The organism is Variovorax sp. 770b2 (assembly GCF_900115685.1).
Lineage (GTDB): Bacteria > Pseudomonadota > Gammaproteobacteria > Burkholderiales > Burkholderiaceae_C > Variovorax.
In genome coordinates this window covers 1-21,887 of the sequence record NZ_FOXJ01000002.1, presented here as the reverse complement: position 1 = coordinate 21,887, position 21,887 = coordinate 1, and the positions used below count along the sequence as shown (strand labels likewise).

At 67.9% G+C, this 21,887-nt stretch carries 21 protein-coding genes; 8 read left to right on the top strand and 13 right to left on the bottom strand.

Translation table 11 applies throughout. The annotated features are described in order from the left end of the window. Positions 1-46 precede the first annotated feature (46 nt). Positions 47-958 (bottom strand): LysR family transcriptional regulator, encoded by a 912-nt coding sequence (locus tag BM133_RS15650; RefSeq protein WP_093435404.1) that lies wholly within the window; start codon positions 956-958, stop codon positions 47-49. 107 nt (positions 959-1,065) lie between these two features. Between BM133_RS15650 and BM133_RS15645 the strand changes: the two genes are divergently transcribed. Further along, the gene (locus tag BM133_RS15645; RefSeq protein ID WP_093435402.1) at positions 1,066-3,042 is read left to right on the top strand and encodes an alkyl/aryl-sulfatase; all 1,977 of its coding nucleotides are present in this window, start codon (positions 1,066-1,068) and stop codon (positions 3,040-3,042) included. 10 nt (positions 3,043-3,052) lie between these two features. On the opposite strand, the gene BM133_RS15640 is transcribed toward BM133_RS15645, so the two are convergent. Continuing rightward, on the bottom strand, positions 3,053-4,282 hold the full coding sequence (locus tag BM133_RS15640; RefSeq protein ID WP_093435400.1) for a nucleoside recognition domain-containing protein: 1,230 nt from the start codon (positions 4,280-4,282) through the stop codon (positions 3,053-3,055). A gap of 68 nt (positions 4,283-4,350) precedes the next feature. On the opposite strand from BM133_RS15640, the gene BM133_RS15635 reads away from it, so the two are divergent. The 3 genes from BM133_RS15635 (at position 4,351) to BM133_RS15625 (ending at position 7,655) form a co-directional block, all read left to right on the top strand. After that, positions 4,351-5,928: a phospholipase D family protein gene (locus tag BM133_RS15635; RefSeq protein WP_093435399.1), complete on the top strand. Its 1,578-nt coding sequence runs from the start codon at positions 4,351-4,353 to the stop codon at positions 5,926-5,928. A gap of 96 nt (positions 5,929-6,024) precedes the next feature. After that, positions 6,025-7,182 carry an ABC transporter substrate-binding protein gene (locus tag BM133_RS15630; protein ID WP_093435397.1) on the top strand — a complete coding sequence of 386 codons (1,158 nt, stop codon included), beginning with the start codon at positions 6,025-6,027 and terminating at the stop codon, positions 7,180-7,182. Positions 7,183-7,289: 107 nt separating this feature from the next. Then, positions 7,290-7,655: a hypothetical protein gene (locus tag BM133_RS15625; protein WP_093435396.1), complete on the top strand. Its 366-nt coding sequence runs from the start codon at positions 7,290-7,292 to the stop codon at positions 7,653-7,655. Positions 7,656-7,670: 15 nt separating this feature from the next. On the opposite strand, the gene BM133_RS15620 is transcribed toward BM133_RS15625, so the two are convergent. The 8 genes from BM133_RS15620 to BM133_RS15585 form a co-directional block, all read right to left on the bottom strand. Next, positions 7,671-8,408, bottom strand: a complete 738-nt coding sequence (locus BM133_RS15620) for an ABC transporter ATP-binding protein (RefSeq protein ID WP_093435394.1) — start codon at positions 8,406-8,408, stop codon at positions 7,671-7,673. After that, entirely contained in the window at positions 8,401-9,162 is a 762-nt protein-coding gene (locus BM133_RS15615) for an ABC transporter ATP-binding protein (protein WP_093435392.1), read from the bottom strand. The genes BM133_RS15620 and BM133_RS15615 overlap by 8 nt, the downstream gene beginning before the upstream one ends. Next, positions 9,159-10,121, bottom strand: a complete 963-nt coding sequence (locus BM133_RS15610) for a branched-chain amino acid ABC transporter permease (RefSeq protein WP_093435391.1) — start codon at positions 10,119-10,121, stop codon at positions 9,159-9,161. Before BM133_RS15610 ends, BM133_RS15615 begins: the two co-directional genes overlap by 4 nt. Continuing rightward, positions 10,118-10,978 (bottom strand): branched-chain amino acid ABC transporter permease, encoded by an 861-nt coding sequence (locus BM133_RS15605; RefSeq protein WP_093435389.1) that lies wholly within the window; start codon positions 10,976-10,978, stop codon positions 10,118-10,120. Before BM133_RS15605 ends, BM133_RS15610 begins: the two co-directional genes overlap by 4 nt. A gap of 38 nt (positions 10,979-11,016) precedes the next feature. Then, positions 11,017-12,216 carry an ABC transporter substrate-binding protein gene (locus BM133_RS15600; protein WP_093435387.1) on the bottom strand — a complete coding sequence of 400 codons (1,200 nt, stop codon included), beginning with the start codon at positions 12,214-12,216 and terminating at the stop codon, positions 11,017-11,019. 48 nt (positions 12,217-12,264) lie between these two features. Then, entirely contained in the window at positions 12,265-12,588 is a 324-nt protein-coding gene (locus BM133_RS15595) for a 2Fe-2S iron-sulfur cluster-binding protein (protein ID WP_093435385.1), read from the bottom strand. Between the two features lie 117 nt (positions 12,589-12,705). After that, positions 12,706-14,151: a glutamine synthetase family protein gene (locus tag BM133_RS15590; RefSeq protein ID WP_093435383.1), complete on the bottom strand. Its 1,446-nt coding sequence runs from the start codon at positions 14,149-14,151 to the stop codon at positions 12,706-12,708. Positions 14,152-14,162: 11 nt separating this feature from the next. Then, the gene (locus tag BM133_RS15585) at positions 14,163-15,494 is read right to left on the bottom strand and encodes an aromatic ring-hydroxylating dioxygenase subunit alpha (RefSeq protein WP_093435381.1); all 1,332 of its coding nucleotides are present in this window, start codon (positions 15,492-15,494) and stop codon (positions 14,163-14,165) included. Between the two features lie 285 nt (positions 15,495-15,779). Between BM133_RS15585 and BM133_RS15580 the strand changes: the two genes are divergently transcribed. Together BM133_RS15580 and BM133_RS15575 are read left to right on the top strand one after the other, a co-directional pair. Then, complete coding sequence (locus tag BM133_RS15580; RefSeq protein ID WP_093435379.1) at positions 15,780-16,514, top strand: GntR family transcriptional regulator; 735 nt, start codon at positions 15,780-15,782, stop codon at positions 16,512-16,514. Between the two features lie 86 nt (positions 16,515-16,600). Next, a complete protein-coding gene (locus tag BM133_RS15575; protein ID WP_093435378.1) occupies positions 16,601-17,221 on the top strand; it encodes a TetR/AcrR family transcriptional regulator in 621 nt (206 codons plus the stop codon). A gap of 40 nt (positions 17,222-17,261) precedes the next feature. Here BM133_RS15575 and BM133_RS15570 read toward each other — a convergent pair whose 3' ends face one another. Further along, positions 17,262-18,755, bottom strand: a complete 1,494-nt coding sequence (locus tag BM133_RS15570; protein ID WP_093435376.1) for an amidase — start codon at positions 18,753-18,755, stop codon at positions 17,262-17,264. 81 nt (positions 18,756-18,836) lie between these two features. After that, on the bottom strand, positions 18,837-19,643 hold the full coding sequence (locus tag BM133_RS15565; protein WP_093435375.1) for a metallophosphoesterase: 807 nt from the start codon (positions 19,641-19,643) through the stop codon (positions 18,837-18,839). A gap of 126 nt (positions 19,644-19,769) precedes the next feature. Here BM133_RS15565 and BM133_RS35155 point away from each other — a divergent pair, with 126 nt between their 5' ends. Next, positions 19,770-19,943, top strand: coding sequence for a hypothetical protein (locus BM133_RS35155; protein ID WP_176660965.1), 174 nt, complete (start codon positions 19,770-19,772; stop codon positions 19,941-19,943). A gap of 10 nt (positions 19,944-19,953) precedes the next feature. Here BM133_RS35155 and BM133_RS15560 read toward each other — a convergent pair whose 3' ends face one another. Then, a complete protein-coding gene (locus BM133_RS15560) occupies positions 19,954-20,934 on the bottom strand; it encodes a LysR family transcriptional regulator (RefSeq protein WP_093435373.1) in 981 nt (326 codons plus the stop codon). Positions 20,935-21,044: 110 nt separating this feature from the next. Here BM133_RS15560 and BM133_RS15555 point away from each other — a divergent pair, with 110 nt between their 5' ends. Then, the gene (locus BM133_RS15555) at positions 21,045-21,587 is read left to right on the top strand and encodes a hypothetical protein (RefSeq protein WP_093435372.1); all 543 of its coding nucleotides are present in this window, start codon (positions 21,045-21,047) and stop codon (positions 21,585-21,587) included. Positions 21,588-21,887 lie beyond the last annotated feature (300 nt).

Here is a 21,887-nt window from a genome sequence, read left to right as displayed (position 1 = left end):
GTGCCTGGGTGGGATGAGCGCGCATGGCGGGTTCGTTCACACCTTTTCAACGCCCGGCGGACCGCTTGAGCGGCCCCATCAACTCTGTCACGAGGCGGGTATAGACGGTGGCGGCGGCGGAGGGCGTGCGACCCGCGAGCGTGACCAGGCTGTAGTGCGTCTGCATGCGCGCGAAGCCGGCGATCGGCAGGGGGACGAGGGCGTCGGTGTCGGTGTTCAGCGTGGGCGCGTGCGGCGCGAGGATCACCGCGTTGGCAGTCAGGGCAAGGTGGCGCAGCGTGCCCGCGTCGTCGCAGGTGACGCTGAACACGCCGCGGTCGTCGCGTTGGACCTGGCGCTCGAAATGCGCGGCCACTTCGGCGGGCAGGTTCGGGCCGGCCATGGGATAGGCCATGGCTTTTTCCAGCGTCACCTGTTTCAGCCGGCGCAGCGGGTGCTTCGGCTGCACGAAGAACGACACCGGCAGGTCGGGCAGGCGCGCCAGCTTCAGGCCGGGCTGCTTCTGCAGGTCGCGGGTGTCGGCGATGAACAGGTCCAGCTGCCGCCGATGCAGGCGCTCGCCGAGCGTGGCGGTGTCTGCCACTTCCATGCGCATGAGGAGTTCCGGATGGCGCTGCGCCATCAGCGACAGCGCCATGCGCCCGAGCGTGCTGGCCGCGAAGGGGCCGAGCCCCACGGCGAGGCTGCCGATGGCCAGGCCTTCCAGCTGCAGCACGTCGCGCTGGATCTGCTGCGCATCGGCGAGGAGCTCGCGGGCGCGCGCGAGCACCAGTTCGCCGGTCTGCGTGAAGCGCACGGTGCCGTAGGCCCGGTCGACCAGGCGGGCCTGCAGGTTGTCTTCAAGCGTGTCGATGCTGCGCGAGAGCGCGGGCTGCGACAGGTGCACTGCCTGCGCGGCGCGGCCGAAGCTGCCTTGCTCGGAAAGGGCGACGAGGTGCTGGAGCTGGCGCAATTGCATTTTGCGTTTTCCGTAAAAAGGATCGACACATTTTGCATTTGCCAATGCTTCGCGCGGTTCGGAAAATCGCGCCTTGTTCCTGCTTCACCGAAGACAAAGAGACACCGATGACCCCTTCTTCTTCCTTCGCCGTGGCCCTGGCCGCGCTGGCCTGCACGTTCGGCAGCGCACAGGCCTTCGCGCAGATCGCACCCAAGCCGCCCGAGGCCGCGACCCTGAAAGCCAACGCCGACATGGCCAGGACGCTGCCCTTCGCCAACCGGCAGGACTTCCAGGACGCGATGCGCGGCTTCATCGGCACGGTGCCCGATGCGCTGGTGCCCGGCCCTGGTCCGCGCCCGGCCTGGAGCATGAAGCCTTACGACTTCCTGAAGGCCGGCGAGCCCGCCGACACGGTCAACCCGAGCCTGTGGCGGCAGGCGCAGCTCAATGCGATCCATGGCCTCTTTCAGGTGACGGATCGCGTGTACCAGGTGCGCGGCTTCGACATCGCGAACATGACCATCGTCGAAGGCGACAGCTCGCTGATCGTCGTCGACCCGCTGCTCACCGCCGAGACCGCACGCGCTGCGCTGGCGCTGTACTACCAGCACCGGCCGAAGAAGCCGGTCGGCACCGTGATCTACACGCACGGCCACGCGGACCATTTCGGCGGCGTGAAGGGCGTGGCGAGCGAGGCCGATGTCGCAGCAGGCAAGGTGCAGGTGATCGCGCCTTCGGGCTTCATGGAAACCGCGGTGGCCGAGAACATCCTCGCGGGCAACGCGATGAGCCGGCGCTCGCAGTACCAGTTCGGCTCGCTCTTGCCGCCGGGCCCGCGCGGGCAGGTCGACACGGGCCTGGGCAAGGCGCTCGCGCGCGGCACCATCACGTTGATCGCGCCCACCTCGACCATCGACAAGGCGACCGAGGAGCGCACCATCGACGGCGTGCAGTTCGTCTTCCAGCTGGTGCCGGGCTCCGAGGCGCCGTCGGAAATGCTCATGTACCTGCCGCAGTTCCGCGTGCTGAACATGGCCGAGGACGTGACGCACACCATGCACAACCTCTACACGATCCGCGGCGCCGAGGTGCGCGACGGCAACCTGTGGGCCAAGTACATCGACCAGGCGCGCGTGGCCTTCGGCGACAGGACCGACGTGCTGATCGCGCAGCACCATTGGCCCACCACCGGGCAGGGGCGCATCGCCGACCTGCTGAAGAAGCAGCGCGACATGTACAAGTTCATCAACGACCAGTCGCTGCGCCTGCTCAACCAGGGCTACACCGCGGCCGACATCGCCGAGACGCTGCGCATGCCCGCGAGCCTGGAACAGGAATGGTCCACACGCGGCTACTACGGCACGCTGCGGCACAACGCCAAGGCGGTCTACCAGAAGTACCTGGGCTGGTACGACGCGAACCCCGCGAACCTGAACCCACTGCCGCCGGTGGACTACGCGAAGAAGACGGTGCAGTACATGGGCGGCGCGGATGCAGTGGTCGCGCGGGCGCGGGACGACTTCAAGAACGGCGAGTACCGCTGGGTCGCGAGCGCGATGAGCCAGGTCGTCTACGCAGACCCCACGAACCGTGCGGCGCGCGAACTCGGCGCCGATGCGCTCGAGCAGCTGGGCTACCAGTCGGAGGCCGGCACCTGGCGCAGCGCCTACCTGGTGGGCGCGATGGAACTGCGGGGCGGCGTGCCGAAGATCCCGGGCGGCAGCAGCTCGAACGCGGACACGCTCAAGGCGGTGAGCAACGACCTGTTCTTCGACTTCCTGGGCGTGCGGCTCGACGCGGCCAAGGCCGAGGGCAAGGCGATGGTCATCAACTGGAATTTCACCGATTCGAACCAGCAGTTCGTGCTGACGCTGGAGAACTCGGCGCTCACGCACATCGCCGGCCAGCAGCCAGGGGCCGACGCCACGGTGACGCTGAGCCGCGCCACGCTCGACGCGATCACGCTGAAGGAGACGAGCTTTCCCGCGGCGGTGCTCGCGGGCAAGGTGAAGATCGAGGGCAACCGCGCCAGGCTCGGCGAGCTGATGTCGATGCTCGATACCTTCGAGCCGATGTTCCCCGTGGTCGAGCCACGCAAGTGAGCGCTGGGGCCTAGCCGAAGAACCAGTAGCAGACCGTAATCGCCGCGACCACGCCCGCCAGTTCGGCCAGCAGCGCGCACGTCACCGCGTGCCGCGCGCGCTGGATGCCGACCGCACCGAAGTACACGGCCAGCACGTAGAAGGTGGTTTCGGTGCTGCCCTGGACGGTGGCGGCCACCAGCGCCGGGAAGCTGTCCACGCCCTGGCTCTTCATGGTCTCGATCAGCATCGCGCGCGCCGCGCTGCCCGAGAAGGGCTTGACCAGCGCGGTGGGCATGGCATCGACGAAGCGTGCGTCCCAGCCGCCCGTGGTGACCAGCCAGCGCAGGCCGCCGAGGATGAAGTCCAGCGCGCCCGAGGCCCGCAGCACGCCGACCGCGCACAGCATGGCGACCAGGTACGGCAGCAGGTTCTTCGCGATGTCGAAGCCTTCCTTGGCGCCCTCGATGAAGCACTCGTAGACCTTCACCCGCCGGATCGCGCCGGCCGCCAGGAACACGATGATCACGCTGAAGAGCGCCAGGTTGCCCATCAGCGACGAGAGCGAGGCGATCGCCGCGGCCGACAGCGTGCCCAGCAGCGCCATGAAGCCGCCCAGCACCAGCGCGCCCGGGACCAGGTAGGCCAGCACCACCGGGTCCCACAGCCGCAGGCGCTGCGCCACGGCCACGGTGAGCAGCCCGACCAGCGTGGATGCGCTCGTGGCCAGCAGGATCGGCAGGAACACCATCGTCGGATCGGGCGCGCCCTGCTGCGCGCGGTACATGAAGATGGTGACGGGCAGCAGCGTCAGCGACGAGGCATTGAGGACAAGGAAAAGTATCTGCGCGTTGGTGGCGGTCACCGGGTCGGGGTTCAGGCGCTGCAGTTCGCGCATGGCCTTCAGGCCGATGGGCGTGGCGGCGTTGTCCAGGCCGAGCGCATTGGCCGCGAAGTTCATCGTGATCAGTCCGAGCGCCGGATGCCCCGCGGGCACGCCCGGCATGAGCCGCCGGAACAGCGGGCCGAGCAGCCGCGCGAGCCAGCCGACCAGCCCCGCCGCCTCGGCGATGCGCAGGAACCCGAGCCACAGCGTGAGCGTGCCGAACAGAAGCACCATCACCTCGACCGCCAGCCGTGCCATGGCGAAGAGGCTTTCGACCAGCGCGGCGAACACCGTCGGATCGCCGCCGACGAGCCACCGCACGAGCGCCGCGAGCGTCGCCATCCCGAAGAAACCCAGCCACAAGCCGTTGAGCACGCTTTTTTCCTTTTGTCGGCGCGATCATAGGGCGCCGTGCAAGCGCGCCGCGCGCTACAGTTCGGCCCATGCGTGCCTCCCTTGTCCGCAGTTTCACCGCCCTCCTGGGGATGCTCGCGGCCGCGTGGCTGACCGGTTGCGTCAGCTTGCCGCCGTCCGAGGCGCGGGCGCCGGCCACGGCCTTCACCGACGTGGCGCAGACCGAACTCGGGCAGCTCGCGGCCAAGGGCGTGCCGGGCGAGTCCAGCGCGCTCTCGGGCTTCCGGCTGCTGCCCGAGGCGGCCTTCGCATTCGATGCGCGCATCTCGCTCGCGCGCCACGCCGAGAAATCGCTCGACGTGCAGTACTACCTCATCCAGAAGGACGACGTGGGCCTCCTGTTCCTGAAGGAGCTGCGCGAGGCCGCGGCGCGCGGTGTGCGGGTACGCCTCCTGGTGGACGACCTCTACACAGCCGGCGAGGACGAGGTGTTCAGCACCTTCTCGGCCTTTCCGAACGTGGAGGTGCGGCTCTTCAACCCGCTGCCTTCGCGCGCGAACTCGTTGACCACGCGCCTGTTGTTCTCGCTCACCGATTTCGGCCGCATCAACCACCGCATGCACAACAAGCTGCTGATCGCGGACAACAGCTTCGCGGTCTCGGGTGGACGCAACATCGGCAACGAGTACTTCATGCGCAGCACGGCCGCGAACTTCATCGACATGGACGTGATCTCCAGCGGGCCGATCGTGCGGCAGATGTCCGAGGGGTTCGACCGCTACTGGAACAGTTCGCACGCCTGGCCCATCGAGCGCATCGCGCCGCTGCGCTCGACGCCCGAGGCCGGGCAGCGGCGCTTCGACGAGATCGTGCGCACGGCTGTGCCCGACGTGCCGATTCGGCCGCGCGACGTGCTGAACAAGTCGCCCGTCGGCGAGCAGCTCATCACCGGCAAGATCGACCGCTACTGGGCGCCGGGCACGCTGTTCGTGGACGACCCCGAGAAGATCACGCGCAATGCCGAGGAAGCCTACGCCGGCAGCGTGACCGAGGGCGCGTTGAGCGTCATCAACTCGGCCCGCCGCGAGGTCAAGATCGGCTCGCCGTATTTCATTCCGGGCACGCGCGGCATGGCGATGATGAAGAAGGCCATCGAGAGCGGCGGGCGCATCACCGTGATCACCAATTCGCTGGGCGCCACCGATGAGCCGCTGGCCTATGCGGGCTACGAGCGCTACCGCGCCGACATGCTGAAGATCGGCGTTGCCATCTACGAGATCGCGCCCATGCTCAGCGGGCGCTCGGGCCAGTTCGGGGATTTCGGCAAGTCGATCAGCCGGCTGCACGCCAAGCTGGCGGTGGTCGACGACGAGCGCTTCTTCGTCGGCTCCATGAACCTGGACCACCGCTCGGCCGCTGTCAACACCGAAATGGGCCTGGTGATCGACAGCCCCGAACTCGTGGGCGACTACAACAAGCTCATGAACGGCCAGCGCATCAACCTGGGCTACCGGCTGCGCCTGGGGCCCGACGGCCGGCGCGTGCAGTGGCTCGAATACGACGACGCCGGCGGCGACATCGTCCACGAAGACGAGCCCGGCGAGTTCCTCTGGCTGCGCTTCAAGAACTGGCTGCTGCTGCCCATCGTGGGCGAGGAACTGCTCTAGAGGCGCTGCAGCGGCTGTCATCTCCGGCACGGTGACGTGCGTTACATTTCTTGTTGAAATGTGTACTTTTGTCACCGAATTCTGGAGACCCCGACCATGACCGTTCCCGAGCAGCGCGTGTTCCTCGCGCCGCCCACCACCAGCCGTCGCCGTGTGCTGACCGGGCTGGCCGCCACCGCCGCCGCGGGCCTGGGCATGCCGGCCTTCGCGCAGGGCAAGCCGATCCGCATCGGGACCACCTTCGACAACAGCAGCGTCGAGAAGGCCAACGGCCAGGGGCTCTTCCAGGGTTCGAGCGCCTTTTTCAACGCGCTGAACAAGTCGGGCGGCCTCAACGGCACCAAGGTCGAGCTGGTCATGGCCGACGACACCTTCAAGCCCGAAGTGGCCAAGGCCAACGCGCTGGCCTTCGAGAAGGACAGCTCGGTGCTCGCGCTGCTGCACCCGCTGGGCACGCGCCAGACCTCCGAAGTGATGGACGCCGTGCCCGGCATGGCCGTGGTGGGCCCGATCACCGGCACCGTCGCGCTGCGCAAGAAGACTGCGCCCAACACCTTCTGGGTGCGCGTGAACTACGACCAGGAAGTCGAAAAGCTGGTGACCACGGCGGCCGTCCTGGGCCAGAGCCGCATCGGCCTCGTGCACTCGAACGATCCGCTGGGCCAGTCGGTGCTGGCGGCCTTCAAGACCGCGCTCGCCAAGGCCAAGCTGGAGCCGGCCGTCATCGCGACCACGCCCAACACCACCAGCATGGAAGTCGGTCCCGCGGCCGACGCCATCGCCAAGGCCAAGCCACAGGTCGTGATCATCGGCCTGGCCGGCACGGCGCCGGTCTTCATGAAGGCGCTGCGCGATGCCGGCGGCAACAGCTCGGCCTACGGGCTGTCGATCACGGCCAGCGCGCTGGCCGCCATGGGCGATCTCGCGCGGGGCCTGGGCTTCGTGATCGTGGTGCCCTCGCCGTACTCGACCAAGTTCGAGATCGTGCGCCGCTACCAGGCCGACATGCTGGCCAACGGCACCAAGGATTTTTCGCTCACGAGCCTGGAGGGCTACATCAACGCCGCCGTGCTCGCCGAGGGCCTGCGCCGTGCGGGTGGCTCGCCCACGCGCGCCTCGGTGATGGCGGGCCTGGCCAGCATCGAGAACTTCGACCTGGGTGGAATGAAGCTGCACTACGGCCGCAACAACCGCGAAGGCGGCCAGTTCGTGGACGTGGCCGTGATCGGCAGCCGCGGGCAGATGCTGAGCTGATCCGCGCAGCGCGGCCGCGTACCGCGCGCCGTGGCCCGCGGTAGCGTCCACCGGTACTGCGGTGGACGCCGGCTTGTTTCCGGGGGATGGCACCTTACAGTGCGCGCATGGTCCTCGACTTCTGCATTTCCTTCGGCCTGGCCGCCCCCGTGGTGCTGAGCGTCGTCCTCTATCAGGTCGGCCACCGCGCCGTCGCCCAAGGACGCGTGGGCCCGGTGACCGCCAGCCTCGCCTATGGCCTCTGCGTGGCGGCGCTGCCGCTGGCCGTGTGGTGGGGCGTCCATGCCCTCGCGGAGTTCTACATCGTCGGCGAGGGCACCTCGTTCCTGAGGTCCGTGTTGCAGATCGGGCTGGCCTTCCTCATGTACGCATACCTGTGCATCTCATGGGCCCTGAGCTTCGTGGCCGCCTGCCTGGCCGCATGGCGGTTCTCGGTCTGCGCGAAACGGTTGAAGCAGGAGGCCGTGGCCTGACACCGGGCCCGCCGCTCAGCGCGCCAGATCCTCGGCGATCCCCACGCCCAGCAGCCCTTCGAGCAGCCCCCTGTCGGCCGCGAGCCCCGCGCTCGGGCCGGCATGCACCGCGGTGCCGCGCTCCAGCACGATGGCCTGGTGCGTCATCTCCAGCGCGAGCACCGGGTGCTGCTCGACCACGATCGACGCCAGCCCTTCCGATTCGCAGAGGCGCCGGATTGCCGCGGACAGCTCCTCCACGATGATCGGCGCGAGCCCCTCCATGGGCTCGTCGAGCAGCAGCAGCTTGGGGTTGGTCATCAGCGCACGGCCGATGGCCAGCATCTGCTGTTCGCCGCCCGAGAGCTGGTTGCCGTAGTTGCCGCGGCGTTCGCGCAGGCGCGGAAAGAAGTCGTAGACGCGCTTCAGGTTCCAGCCGCCCAGCCGCGCGATCACCGTGAGGTTCTCCTCGACGGTGAGCGAGGGGAACACCTCGCGCTCCTGCGGCACCCAGCCCAGGCCCGCGCGCACGCGCTGGTGCGAGGGCCAGCGCGTGATGTCCGCGCCCTGCCAGCGGATCGCGCCCTGCATCACGCGCGTGTTGCCCATCAGCGTTTCGAGGAGCGTGGTCTTGCCCACGCCGTTGCGCCCGAGGATCGCGAGGCTCTCGCCCCGCTGCAGCGAGAAGTCGAGGCGGTCGAGCACCACGGCGTTGCCGTAGCCGGCGGTGACGTGGTCGAAGGCCAGGACTTCTTCTTTTCTTGCTTCAGGCATGGTGGTGCGAACTCCCAAGGTAGACCTCGCGCACGCGCGGATCGGCGCCGATCTCGGCGGGCGTGCCCTCGGTGAGGATGCGTCCGCCCACCAGCACCGAGATGCGGCGGGAGAACCGGAACACCAGCTTCATGTCGTGCTCGATGAACAGCACGCTGATGTCGTCGGGCAGCGCCGCGATGGCCTCGAAGAGCTCGCCGCTTTCGTCCTCGGGCACGCCGGCCGCGGGTTCGTCGAGCAGGAGGATGCGGGGCTTGGCCGCGAGCGCGAGCGCGATCTCCAGCAGCCGCTGCTTGCCGTAGGCGAGCTCCGAGACCGGCACGTCCGCCAGGCTGTCCAGCTTCAGCGTGCCGAGCAGTGCATGCGCCTCGTCGAACACCGCGGTGCAGCCCCTGAGCGGCCGCCACCAGGTGGCGCCCAGCCCTTCGCGCTCGCTGATGGCCAGCACCACCGACAGGAGCGGCGTGAGGCTCGGGAACAGCGTGTTGATCTGGAAGGTGCGCGCGAGACCCATGCGGGCCCGCTTGTCGCCCGCCAGGCGCGTGATGTCGCGATCGCCCATGTGGATCGAGCCGCTCGTGGGCTTGAACACGCCGGTGAGCAGGTTGATGAGCGTGGTCTTGCCCGCGCCGTTGGGGCCGATCAGCGCCTGCCGCGCGCCGGGTTCGAGCGAGAGGTTCACCTCGCTCACCGCCTGGAAGGCGCCGAAGCGGATGCCCAGGTTGTGCGTGCGCAGGGTATGCGTGGGGCTCATCGCGCCTTCCCCGTCCGCACGAAGCGCGAGAGCGCGCCCATGATCCCGCCGCGCCCCAGCATGACCGCCGCGATCAGGAAGATGCCGAGCCAGAACATCCAGTACTGCGGGTTCATGTCCGCGAACCAGTCGTGCACCAGCATGTAGACGATGGCGCCGATCATCCCGCCGTACAGGCGCCCGGTGCCGCCGAGCACCAGGATGATCAGCACCTCGGCCGAGCGGTTGAAGCTGAGCGATTCGATGCCGACGAACTGCGTGGTCTGCGCGAGCAGCGCACCCGCCACGCCGGCCACCGCGGCCGAGAAGGCGTAGGCCATGCGCAGCCGTGCCTCGACGGGCGAGCCGATGGCCGTCATGCGCTTGCGGCTGTCGTGGATGCCGCGCAGCGCCAGGCCGAAGGGCGAGCGCAGCACCAGCCGCACCACGAGGAACATCGCGAGCACCACGCCGAAGGCGTAGCCGAACGCGGTCTTGCCGTAGAGATCGAACTCGAAGAGGCCGAGCACCGGCGCGATGACCACGCCCTGCAGGCCGTCGGTGCCGCCCGTGATGCCCGAGAGCCGGTTGGCCAGTTCGTACAGCAGCACGCACACGCCGATGGTGATCATCAGCCGCGTGAGGTCGGCGCCGCGCACCACCAGGTAACTGAGCAGGTAGCCCAGCAGGCCGCTCACGACCAGCGCGAACACGAGGCCGGTGAAGGGTTCGCTCCAGCCGTATTTCGCGAGCAGCCCGGCCGCATAGGCGCCCGCGCCGAAGAAGGCGGCGTGGCCGACGGTGAGGATGCCTGCGTAGCCGAGCGCCATGTCCAGCGACACGGCGAACAGGCCGAAGATCATGATCTGGCTCATCAGCGTGAGCTTGTCGGGCAAGAGGAAGAAGCTGGACGCAAGCGCGAGCCAGAAGGCGGCTTCGGCGATGCGCAACTGCGCGGGGGAGACGCTGATGCCTTTCATGCGAGCCCCTTCTTCGCGACGATGCCGTTGGGCCGCACCAGCAGCATGACGATCATGAAAACGTAGATGAGAAAGGCGCCCGCTTCAGGCCAGTAGTACTTGCCCGCCACGTCGACGATGCCCACCAGCAGCGCCGCGATGAACGGCCCGGTGACGGTGCCCGCACCGCCCACGCACACCACCATCAGGAAGTACACGAGGTACTTGAGCGGGAACGACGGCTCCAGCCCCAGCATGCCCAGGCTCAGCGCGCCGCCCAGCCCCGCGAGGCCGCAGCCCAGCGAGAAGGTCAAAAAGAAAAGGCGCTGCACGTGGATGCCGGTGCCACCGGCCACGCGCTGGTTGTCCACCGCCGCGCGCACCATCGCGCCGTAGCGCGTCTTGCCCAGCACCAGCAGCAACGCGGCCAGCACGGCCACGCCGCAGACGATCAGGAAGAGCCGGTAGCGGCCCACCTCGAGCCCGCCGATGGCCACCTGCCCGTCGAGCGCCGGCGGCAGCGTGAACGGCTGCATCGTCGGCCCGAAGAAATACGTGAACGCCGCGATCGACACGAACACCACGCCGATCGACAGCAGCACCTGGTCCAGCGGATGCGCGCGATACAGGCGCCGGTAGAACACGAACTCCAGCACCGCGCCCACCAGCGCCGCGGCCACGAAGGCGGCGGCCAGCGAGAGCCCGAAGCCCAGACCGAAGTGGTTCATCAGCACGCTCGCCGCATAGCCGCCCACCATCGCGAAACTGCCGTGCGCGAGGTTGACGAAATTCATCAGCCCCATCGTGATGGACAGGCCCACGCCGATGAGGAACAGGAGCATGCCGTAGGCCACCCCGTCGAAGATCACGATGCCCATGGGCCTCCTGTTGCTGGCTGCGCTGCTTGCCGGCGTGCTTAGTTCGAGCTTTCCTTGGCCGGGTCCTTCACGCGGTCGAACTTGTCGAACTCCACGTTCACCAGCTGGCCGTTCACGCGCTCGGTCTTGCGGATGTAGACCGTCTGCACGATGTCGCGGGTGAGCGGATCGACCTCGATCGGGCCGCGCGGGCTCTCGAAGCGCAGGCCGCGCAGCGCGTCCATGAACTTGTCGCCGCCGGCGTCGCCCTTGGTCTTTTGCAGCGTGAGGTCGATGGCGGCCATGGCGTCGTAGGCGGTCACGGCGAAGTAGCTGGGGCGCAGCTTGGTGCCGTTGTCGGCGGCGAAGTCGCGCGTGAACTTCTGGTTCTTCGGCGAATTGTGGGCGAACGAATAGTGGTGGCTGGTGACCAGGCCGAGCGCCACGTCGCCGGTGGCGTCCAGGTAGCTGTCGTCGGTGGCTTCACCGGTGGCGTAGAGCTTGATGCCGGCCTGCTCCATGCCGCGCTCCTTCCACACCTTGAGGAAGGCCGGCGGCATCACGCCGGAGGGGAAGAAGAAGAACACGGCCTGGGGCTTGGCGTCCTTGATGCGCTGCACGTAGGCCGAGAAGTCGGGGTTGTTCATCGGCGTGCGCACCTCGCCCGAGACCTTGCCGCCGCCGGCGGTGAAGGTCTTCTTGAACGCGGTTTCGGCATCGACGCCCGAGGCGTAGTCGGCGACCACGGTGTAGGCGTCCTTGATGCCTTCCTTCAGCATGAAGCGCGCCATCGGGTCGGTGACCTGCTGCACGGTGAACGACAGCCGCGCGATGTAGGGCGAGCTGTTGGTGATGGCCGAGGAGGCCGCGTTCATCACGAGGGTCGGGATCTTGGCCTGCGTGGCGATGGCGCCCACGGCATAGGCATTGGGGCTGAAGTCCAGGCCGGTGAGGATGCTCACCTTGTCGCGCACGACCAGTTCCTGCGCGATGCGCTTGGCGGCATCGGGCGCGGGGCCGGCGGTGTCTTTCTTGATGATCTCGACGGTGCGCCCGCCCACCTTGCCGCCGTGCTCCTTCAGATAGAGCGCGATGCCGGCATCGAACTGGCGGCCGTAGTCGGCGTAGGGGCCGGAGTAGGTGGCAATGAGGCCGATGCGCAGCGGCTCGTCGGCGGCCTGCGCGGCCACGGTGCCCAGCATGCCGAAGCCGGCGAGCAGGAGGGTCGAGAGAACGGTTCTCTTCGTCATCGTCGTCATGGAAAAACGCCTTTCAGGTGGAGTGGATGCAAAGCGGGCGAGTGTGCGTCAGACCTGTGTCTCTGGAATGCGCACCCTCAGGCCATCGAGGGCTGCTGTCACGTTGAGCTGGCAGCTCAGGCGCGAGGTGGGTTGGCGTTCGGACGCGACGATTTCGAGCAATGCGCTCTCCATGTCGTCGGGCGGCGGCAGCAGGGCGGCGAAGGCGTCGTCCACGTAGACATGGCAGGTGGCGCAGGAGCAGCAGCCGCCGCACTCGGCGTCGATGCCGCGCACGTTGCCGCGGATGGCGGTCTCCATGACGCTGGCGCCGATCTTGGCGTCGACCGCGCGGGTGGTGCCGTCCTTGAGGATGTAGTGGATCGTGGGCATTGAAGGTTCAGTCGAAGAGGCGGCCGCCGCCGGGCCGCCCCAAGGCGAGCCGCGCCTCCCCCTTGGGGGGTGGAGTTGCACGCAGCGAAGCGAAGTGAAAAGCCGGGGCGCGCATTTTCAGAACATGTCGAAGTACTCGCGGTGTTCCCACTCCGAGACTTCGAGGTTGAAGCGGGCGATTTCCGCTTCCTTGATGTGGCAGAGGTAGTCGATGAAGACCTTGCCCATCTGCGTGTTGAGCATTTCGTCGCGGCGCAGGCAGGCGAGGGCGTCGCCGAGCGAGCGCGGCAGGTGTTCGGCGGGCGTCTCGTAGGGCGCATCGGCCGAGGGGCCGGGGTCGGTCCTGTGGCGGATGCCGTCCAGGCCCGAGAACAGTTGCGATGCGAGATACAGGTACGGATTGGCCGTCGGCTCGCCCACGCGGTTCTCGATGCGCGAGGCGCTTTGGCCCACGCCGCCGAGCACACGCAGCATCGCGCCGCGGTTGTCCCTGGCCCAGATCGCGCGGTCGGGCGCGAGCGAGAAGGGGCGGTAGCGCCGGTAGCCGTTGATCGTGGGGCTCGCCAGCGCGGCCGCGCCGCAGGCGTGCGCCTTCAGGCCGCCGAGGTAGTGCATGCCGATCTCGCTCAGGTCCTGGCCTTGCGCCTCGGGCATGAACGCATTGACGCCGTCGCTCTTGCGGCGCAGCGACTGGTGCAGGTGCCAGCCGCTGGACATCACGTTCGGAATCTTCGGCCGGCACATGAAGCTGGCGTGCAGGCCGGCGCGCTGGCAGATCTGCTTGATGGCGCTGCGCAGCAGCACCATGGTGTCGGCGGGCATCACGCCGGCCGTGGGGCCGAAGGTCAGCTCGAACTGGCTCGGGCCGAATTCGATCTCCAGCGAGCGCAGCGGCAGGCCGAGCGCGATGAGGTTCGAGCGCAGCAGCTCCATCAGCCCGTCCACGCGGTCGTAGCGCAGCTCGGTGAGGTACTGGTGGCCGTGCGAGAGCAGCGACACGCGCGGCGGCTCGCCGGGCTGGCCCGAATCGGCCAGGCCCATGCGCGCGTCGTCCAGCTTGAAGACGTGGAACTCCACCTCCAGGCCGGCGATGAAGTCGAGCCCCAATTCGTCGAGCTGGCTTACCGCGCGCTGCAGGATCTGCCGCGTTGCGAAGGGGCAGGGCTTGCCGTCGGCCATGTAGGCGTCGCACAGGATCCAGCCGGTGCGCGGCGCCCAGGGCAGCACCTTGAAGGTGGCGGGGTCGGCCACGATGGTGAAGTCCGCGCCGCCCTGCAGGCCCTCGATGGCGAAGCCGCCGTTGGTGGTGAAGACCGGGAACACGGTCTTGTGCGAGGTGTCCTTGGCCAGCAGCGTGGAGGTGAGGTTCACGCCCTCCCACAGCGCCGAGCGCGCCTCGGTGGCGACCAGCGTCTTGCCGCGCAGGATGCCGTGCTGGTCGGGCCAGGCGAAGCGCACGAGGTCGACCTCGCCGCTGTCGATGCGGCGCACGAGTTCGCGCGCCTGTGCATGCTGGTCGTCGGACCAGAGACCGAAGCGGTCGACGAATGTGTTGGCGTTCATCGGGCGTGCGCTCAGGCGGCGAGCCGTGCGGAGGCCCAGTCGGACTTCAGGCGCCGCGCGCGGTCGGCCTCTTGCCAGTAGGTCTCGGTGGCGGCTTCGCCCGCGACGTGGCCGATGCCGTCGATGGAGGGCGGGCCGGTCATGGTGCTCGCTTGTGCCGCGTCGATCAGCATCGGCGCGGTCTCGCCGGCCAGCGTGGCTTCGATGGCCTTCACCAGCACGCGGCGGTAGGCAATGATTCCCTTGTCGGTGCTGCCCAGGTGCTCGCGCGTGCGGTCCTGGATGGCGCCCTGCGACTCCACCGCCCACTGGTCGTGCACGTTGATGTCGTCGCCCATGCCGGTGTAGGTCTCGGTGAGCTGCTCGTCGATGCTGTAGCCGTAGTTGTTGCGCTTGTTCTTGCGCGAGGTGTAGTCGGGCAGTTCGTAGAGCTTCAGGCGCTGGTCGCGCATCTGCTCTTTGTCGACCGGGCCGGTGAAGCTGGTGAAGATGGCGTACCAGTAGCAGTGCGTATCGTCCACCGGCACGTGCCACTGCGAGATGGTCATCTCCGCGCTCATCGGGATCACGAAGGCCTGCGGGAACACCACGTTGGTCACGCGCACGTGCGTGGTCGATTCGGTGAGCTGGCGCAGCGCCTTCAGGCGAAAGCCGTAGTCGGTCGGCTCGACGCTGATCTCGGGACGCTCGAACTCGCGCAGCACCTTGGTGATCGGCATGTCGGAGTCGGCCGAGGCGCCGCGGAACTGCTTGCCGTAGCTCTCGGAGGTGTCCGCGTCTTCGAAGAAGCGGTGCAGGTACGAGGCGTGCGCGGGGTCGATGCCCACCTCGAGCGCCTGCAGCCAGTTGCACTCGAAGAGGCCCTTGAACGCGAAGGTGTGGGTGTCGGGTGCGACGAAGCAGTCGAAGTCGGGAAAGGCCGGCGGCTCGCCCTCGCCGATGTACGCGAAGACGACGCCCGCCTTCTCGACCACCGGATAGGCCGACTGCTTGACGCGGCTGCACAGCTTGCTGGTGGCGGGCTCGGCGGGGGTCTCGAGGCAATTGCCCTTGGCGTCGAACAGCCAGCCGTGGAAGGCGCAGCGGATGCCGCCGTTCTCCAGCCGGCCGAAGGCGAGGTCGGCGCCGCGGTGCGGACAGTCGCGATCGAGCATGCCGAGCTGGCCGCTCTCGTCGCGGAACAGCACGAAGTCCTGGCCCATGAGCTTCACGGGCTTGACCGGGCGCGGGCCCGCCAGTTCGTCGGCCAGGGCCACCGGCTGCCAGTAGCGGCGCAGCAGCTTGCCGGCGGGGGCGTCGCGTCCGACGCGGGTGATGAGTTCGTTCTGCTCGGCGCTGATCATCGTGCGGGCTCCATCGTGGGTGCTTCGGAAAGAGGTCTGCAGGCATTGCATGCAACTGTATGCATTGTCTTGGTGAGCCTCGATCCGAGTCAAACTTTCATCTGCGATTCCGCCCCGTTTCGGGGCTCGATGCGCCACAAATCAGGGTTAACTCTAGGTGTGACGTGTGTTTTTGACACATGTTGTGCAGAAGTGCATGCAACAAATGAGCCAAGCCAAATAAGCTGCGTGCAATGGCGGCCCCGTCTCCTAGAATCCGCTCATTCCTGCTCCCGGCGCCTCCCGATGGACTCTCAACAATCCCGCGTGCTCGTGCAACTGCGCGACATGATCCTCAAGGGCGAATTCGTGCCCGGAGAGCGGCTGGCCGAGATTCCGCTCGCCGAGAAGCTCGAAGCCTCGCGCACCCCGGTGCGCCTGGCGCTCGCCAGCCTCGAGCACGAGGGCCTCATCGAACAATCGCCCAGCGGCGGCTACCAGATGCGCCGCTTCACCTCGCAGGAGGTGGCCGACGCCATTCGCGTGCGCGGCGTGATCGAAGGCTTTGCCGCGCGCCTCCTGGCCGAAGACGGCGCGCCGCGGCAACTGCTGCGCGACCTGAAGGACTGCCTGGACGCCGGCGACAGGGCGGTGAACAAGCCCACCATGGAAATCGACGACTACGCGGCCTACGTCGAGATGAACGACCGCTTCCACAAGCTGATCGTCGAGGGCTGCGGCAACCTCGCGCTCAAGCGGGTGATGGACATGCTCGGCGGCCAGCCCTTCGCCGCGCCCAGCGCGATGCTGCCGATGCAGTCGTCGATGGAAGAAGGCCAGCAGTGGATGCGCCAGGCGCACCGCACGCACCACGCCATCGTGCAGGCCATCGAGCGCGGGCAGGGCTCGCGCGCGCAGGCGCTGGGCGAGGAGCACGTGGAGATCGCGCGCATGAACCTCGACTACGCGCTGGAGCGGCCCGAGCTCGCGGCCGAACTGATGCCCGGCATCAAGCTGGTTTCCAAAGGGCGCAACGCCTGAGCGGAACTGGCCGGTCTGCAAAAGACTGGACGGTATTTCGGCAGCCGCGCCGTCTGGCCGGCGACGGCCAAGACTAGAATTTCCGCATGACCACCGCCGCCGTCCCCGCCAAGCCCTCGTTCAAGGAGCAGATGCTGCAGGCCCGCGAAGAGGCCATCGTGCAGACGGCCAACCGCCTGTTGGCCGAAAAGGGCTTCGAATCGATGACGGTCGACGAGGTCGCCGCCTCCGTCGGCATCGCCAAGGCCAGCCTCTACAAGCACTTTCCCAGCAAGGAAGACCTCGCGGCCGCGGCGATGGTGCGCCTCATGCAGCGCACGCAGGACGTGCTGGCGTCGGTGCCGGCCGAGCAGAAACCCATCGACAAGCTGCGCGCGGTGGTGCGCTGGGCCATGGAGGCGCAACTGGCCGGCGAGATGCCCTCGCTGCCGCACCAGAACTCCACCCTGCGCGCCGCGCTGATGAACAACCGCGGCTATCTCGACCGGCTGGTCGCGATCAGCGACACGCTCGGCGGCTGGATCCAGGCCGCGCAGGCCGATGGCACGCTGAACCCGAAGCTGCCCGCGATTGCCGTGCTCTACACGCTGTTCGCGCGCGCCTGCGATCCGGTGCTCGGGTTCCTCAAGGCCGGCGGGCTGCAGAGCGACGCGCAGATCGTCGAACTCGTGCTCGGCACCTGTTTCGACGGGCTGGCTTCGCGCTGATTGCGCCGAAGGCTGTGTCGAGTGTTGCGCCGAGCGCGCTTCAGCTGTTCAGGCTGCGCCGCGGCGTCACCACCGCTTCCACCGCCGCGCCGACCGCCAGCAGCCGGTGATCGGTGTTGCCGATGCCGGCCACCATCAGCCCGACCGGCGCGGTGCCCGCGTCGTGGCAGGGCACCGACAGCGCGCAGCCATCGAACAGGTTCACCACCGACGGGTTGCGCAGCATGCGGCCGTTGATGCGGTAGTAGGTGTCGTCGTCCTTCAGCACCTCGGCGATCGGCGGGGCGATGTCGGGCGTGGTGGGCATCAGCATCGCGTCGTAGCCGGCGGCCGCGGCGTTGATCGAGCGGATGAACTGGCGGCGCAGCGCCTGCAGCTGCAGGTAGTCGGGCGCGGTGATCGTCTCGCCGGTCTTGATGCGCGCCAGCACGCGCGGGTCGTACTTGGCGGCGCCCGTCCTGATGAATTCGCGGTGCCAGGCGTAGGCCTCCGAGGCGGTGATCATGCCGCGCGGGTTGATGGTCGGCGCCTTGGCAAACTCGGTCATCGGCAACTCGGTCACCGTCGCTCCGGCGGCCGAGAGCCTGGACAGCGCCGACGCAAAGGCCGCGGCGACGGGCGGCGAGAGGTCGTCCTGGAAGAAGGTCCTGGGCACCGCGAAGCGCAGGCCGCGCAGCGACAGCACCTTGGGAGCGCGCGGCATTTCGCCGGCCAGCACGGCATCGAGTAGGGCGCAGTCTTCCACCGTCCACGCCATCGGCCCGGCCGAGTCGAAGGAGGTCGACAGCGGCATCACGCCGTCGAGCGGAATGCGGCGCTGCGTGGGCTTGAAGCCCACCAGCCCGTTGAGCGCCGCCGGAATGCGCAGCGACCCGCCGGTGTCGGTGCCGATGGCGCCTGCCGCCATGCCGTCGGTCACCGAGATGGCGCCGCCCGAGGTCGAGCCGCCGGGAATGCGGCCGGTCGCGCGGTCGAAGATGTTCTTCGGCGTGCCGTAGTTCGGATTGATGCCCAGGCCCGTGTAGGCGAACTCGACCGTGTTGGTGCGCCCGATGACGATCGCGCCCGCGCGCCGCAGCCGCTCGACCACGATCGCATCGCGCTGCGCCGGCGGCTGGCCGAGCAGCACCACGGAACCGCCGAGCGTGGTGACGCCGGCTTCGTCGAACAGGTCCTTGAGCGAGATCGGGATGCCGGAGATCGGCGAGGCGGACTCGCGGCCGCTCTTGCGCTCGGCGTCCAGCCGCGCCGCGGTGCTGCGCGCCGACGCGGCGTGCACCTGGATGAAGGTGCGCGCGCCTTCGCCCGCAGGGTTCTGGATGGCGGCCAGCGCTTCTTCCACGAGTTGGCTGCTGCTGAGCGATCCGGCCGCGAGGCGGCGCGACATCTCGGCCATCGAGAGCTGGCCCATGGCCTTGCCGGCGGCGTCGGGTGCCTGGGCCAGCGCCTTCGGCAAGGCGGAGAGCAGGCCGACCGTTGCGGCGGCGCCGGCCGTGTGTTGAAGGAACGTGCGGCGCTGTTGTGGCTGTGTCATGTCTCTCTCCAGGATGGGCTCGAGGCAGTCTACACAGCGGATGCGGCGCGGCGGTAGCCGGCCGTTACAGCGATGCCGGGGTCAGCGCACGTCGATCAGCAGGTCGGGGCGATAGCCTTCCTGCTCGCCGTTGCGCTTGTAGCCCAGCGGGTTGGCCACCACGCGGCAGCCGTCCTTCACATAGTCGAAGGCGCAGTGCAGATGGCCGTGCAGCCAGAGCTGGGCAGATGGCAGCAGTTCGTCGAGGGAATTGCAGAAGCCCGCGGTGCCCGGCGTCAGGCCGTAGCGCGGATCGGCGCTGGCCAGCGTCGGCGCGAAATGCGTGATCGCGACGGTGGTGCCGTCGAAAGGCTCGGCCAGCGCCTGCCGCAGCCACGCCTGGCACACCAGCGCCTGCTCGCGCAGCGGGCCGGACAGGAAGATCTCGCCGTGACGCCGGGTGGCCATCTTTTCCAGGTAGAAGTCGGCGGCCCGCATCGCCTTGCCGCGCTTCTTGAGCGCCTCGGCCATGCCGTCGGTGGGTTCGACCAGCGCGTCGAAGTCGGCCCAGAGCGTGGTGCCGATGAAGCGGATGCCGTCGATGACGAGGGTCTCGCGCTCCAGCCACTGGATGTCGAGCTCGGTGCAGAGGGTGCGCAGCCGGTCGTGCGTCTCGTCGAAGTCGGCGTTGTCGTATTCGTGGTTGCCCGGTACATAGACCACCGGCACCGGCCAGCCGTTGCGGGGCGAAAAATGGCCCAGGCCGAAATCGGTGTCCGCGAGGCGGGAGCCTTCCTGATAGGAACCGATGTCGCCCGCCAGGACCAGCAGGTCGGCGCCCGGGATCGGCTCGGCGTGGAAGCGGGGGTGGGACTCCAGGTGCAGGTCGGAGAGCAGTTGCAGCTTCATCGTCGGGTCAGTCTAGGTGAATTGCCCCATGCACGAAGCGCATAAGGTCTGGGTTGTTTTCTTAGGGATAACCCTTAATCTTGGAACATCAACCACTCAGAGCACGGCCATAAGCCGCGCAACACCATGTTCAGCCTCCTCGCCCAAGTGGCCCGTTTCTTCCGTTCCTCCAGCGACAGCGCACCGGCCAGCCACGCCGCCGCGCTGATGGAAAGCGCCGACGTTCGCGCCGGCCGCGGCGCGCACCACGCGCAGGAACTGCGCGCAGCCGCATCCGCCTGGCTCAGCGTCGTCCGCTGAGCAACGTCGGTCAGTCGGGCACCTTCTGCCCGAGGATCGAACCCGCGAAGGCTGCCGCGGCCGACCGCAACAGCGCGGTCCGCAGCCACTCATGCGCATGCCCATGCTGGGCGCGCCGGTGCCAGATGGCATCCACGTGCACCGGCGGCTGGTCGAAGGGCAGGTCGCGCAGCACCAGCTGGTCGTCGATGCCCGTCACGGTCACGAAGTGACGGGGGAGCACGGTCAGGAGGTCTGAATTCGCGACCACCCGGCCCGCCGTGAAGAACTGGTTCACCGTCACCACGATGCGCCGCTCGCGCCCCATGGCGCCCAGCGTCTGGTCGATGAAGCCGTAGGGCCGCCCCGAAAAACTCACCAGCAGGTGCCGCGCGGCGCAGTAGTCGTCCAGCGTGAGCGGCGCATTCGCGAGCGGATGGCCGCGGCGCATCACGCACACATACTGGCCCAGATAAAGCCGCTGGGTCTCGAATGGCACCCCCACCCCCGACTGTCCCCGCGCCGCCAGGCTGGCGATCACGGCCGGGAAGTAGCCAATTGCCATGTCGACCTCCTCGTTCTCCAGCATCCGGCGCGGGTCGCGCGTGGTCAGCGGGAGCACGCGCAAGGAAATGGCGGGGGCTTCCTTTTCCGCGATCTGCACCAGGCCGGGGATCAGCTCCGCGGCGGTGGCGTCCGCCATGGCCAGGAGGAAGGTGGTGTCGGCGGTTGCTGCATCGAACTCGCCCGGTGCCAGGGTGTGTTGCAGCTGGCGCAGTGCGTCGCGCACCGTCGGCCAGAGCGCCAGCGCCCGCGGCGTGGGCTCCACGCCTGCGCCGGCGCGGCGTACCAGTTCGTCACCCAGCACCTCGCGCAGGCGCCGCAGCGCATTGCTCACCGCGGGCTGGGTAATAGAGAGGTTGCGGGCTGCGCGCGTGAGGTTGCGCTCTGCCATCACCTCATCGAAGACGCGGAGCAGGTTGAGGTCGAGCGTGCGAAAGTTGACGTCCATCAGCGCTGTGAATGATAAACATCAGAAAGATAAAGTGGCAAAGCATTAGGGTAACCCCTAATATCACGGCATCGGCACTCGTTGCCATTCATCCCCGGAGGGATCGCACCATGACCAGCTTTGTCCACGTTGACCAACCCACTGTCCACCCCGGCGTCCGTCGCGCCGAAGTTCTTTTCGAGCAGATCCAGGCTGCACGCGCCGGCACCGAAGGCGCCCGCCCGCTGATCGCCCTGTTCATCGTTGCCATCGCCGCAGCGGTGCTCGTGGTCGCCGACACACTCGTCTCCAACTGGAACGAAGGCGCACTGCTCGCCGCATGGACCATCTTCTGCCTGGCAGCGATCGCCCTGTTTGCGCTGTTCGCAAGCTCGGTGCGCAAGAGCAGCATCGCCGGCCTCTGGCAGGCAGCTGCTGAACGCCGTGCCTCAGCCCGCGCCGACGCGCGTTTCATGGAAACCGCGAAGAACGACCCGCGTGTGATGCAGGAACTGCAAGCCGCCGTGTGGCGCCAGCAATCGGAAGGCACGGTGCCCGCCGCTGCAGTTGCCAAGATCGACGCACTGGCCCGCATGAGCACCCGTTCGCAGGAAGCGCGCATGCCGACGCTCTATGAAGCAATGCGCCGCATGAACAGCTCGCGCTACTACTAAGCTGAGTTAACTTGCGTGAGATAGACAGCCGCCTTCGGGCGGCTTTTTTCATGTGTGGGTGGAATTCGCTGTCCAGAGAGCGGCATGCACATCTCTACATCTCTATTAGCAGAGCGCAGGCGTCGCCTCCATCTGTATGCGCAAGCTGAGCTGGTACTCAAGAACAAAATCTCACCGGGGGTAGCGTTAACCCGAAATATCGACGTATACTCGTGGGCTCGGCTGATGACGCTCTAGTAGTGATTCGGTGGTTGCCCTGGAAGGGGCGGTTGCTGATGAGTTGGCCGATAAAAAGATTCT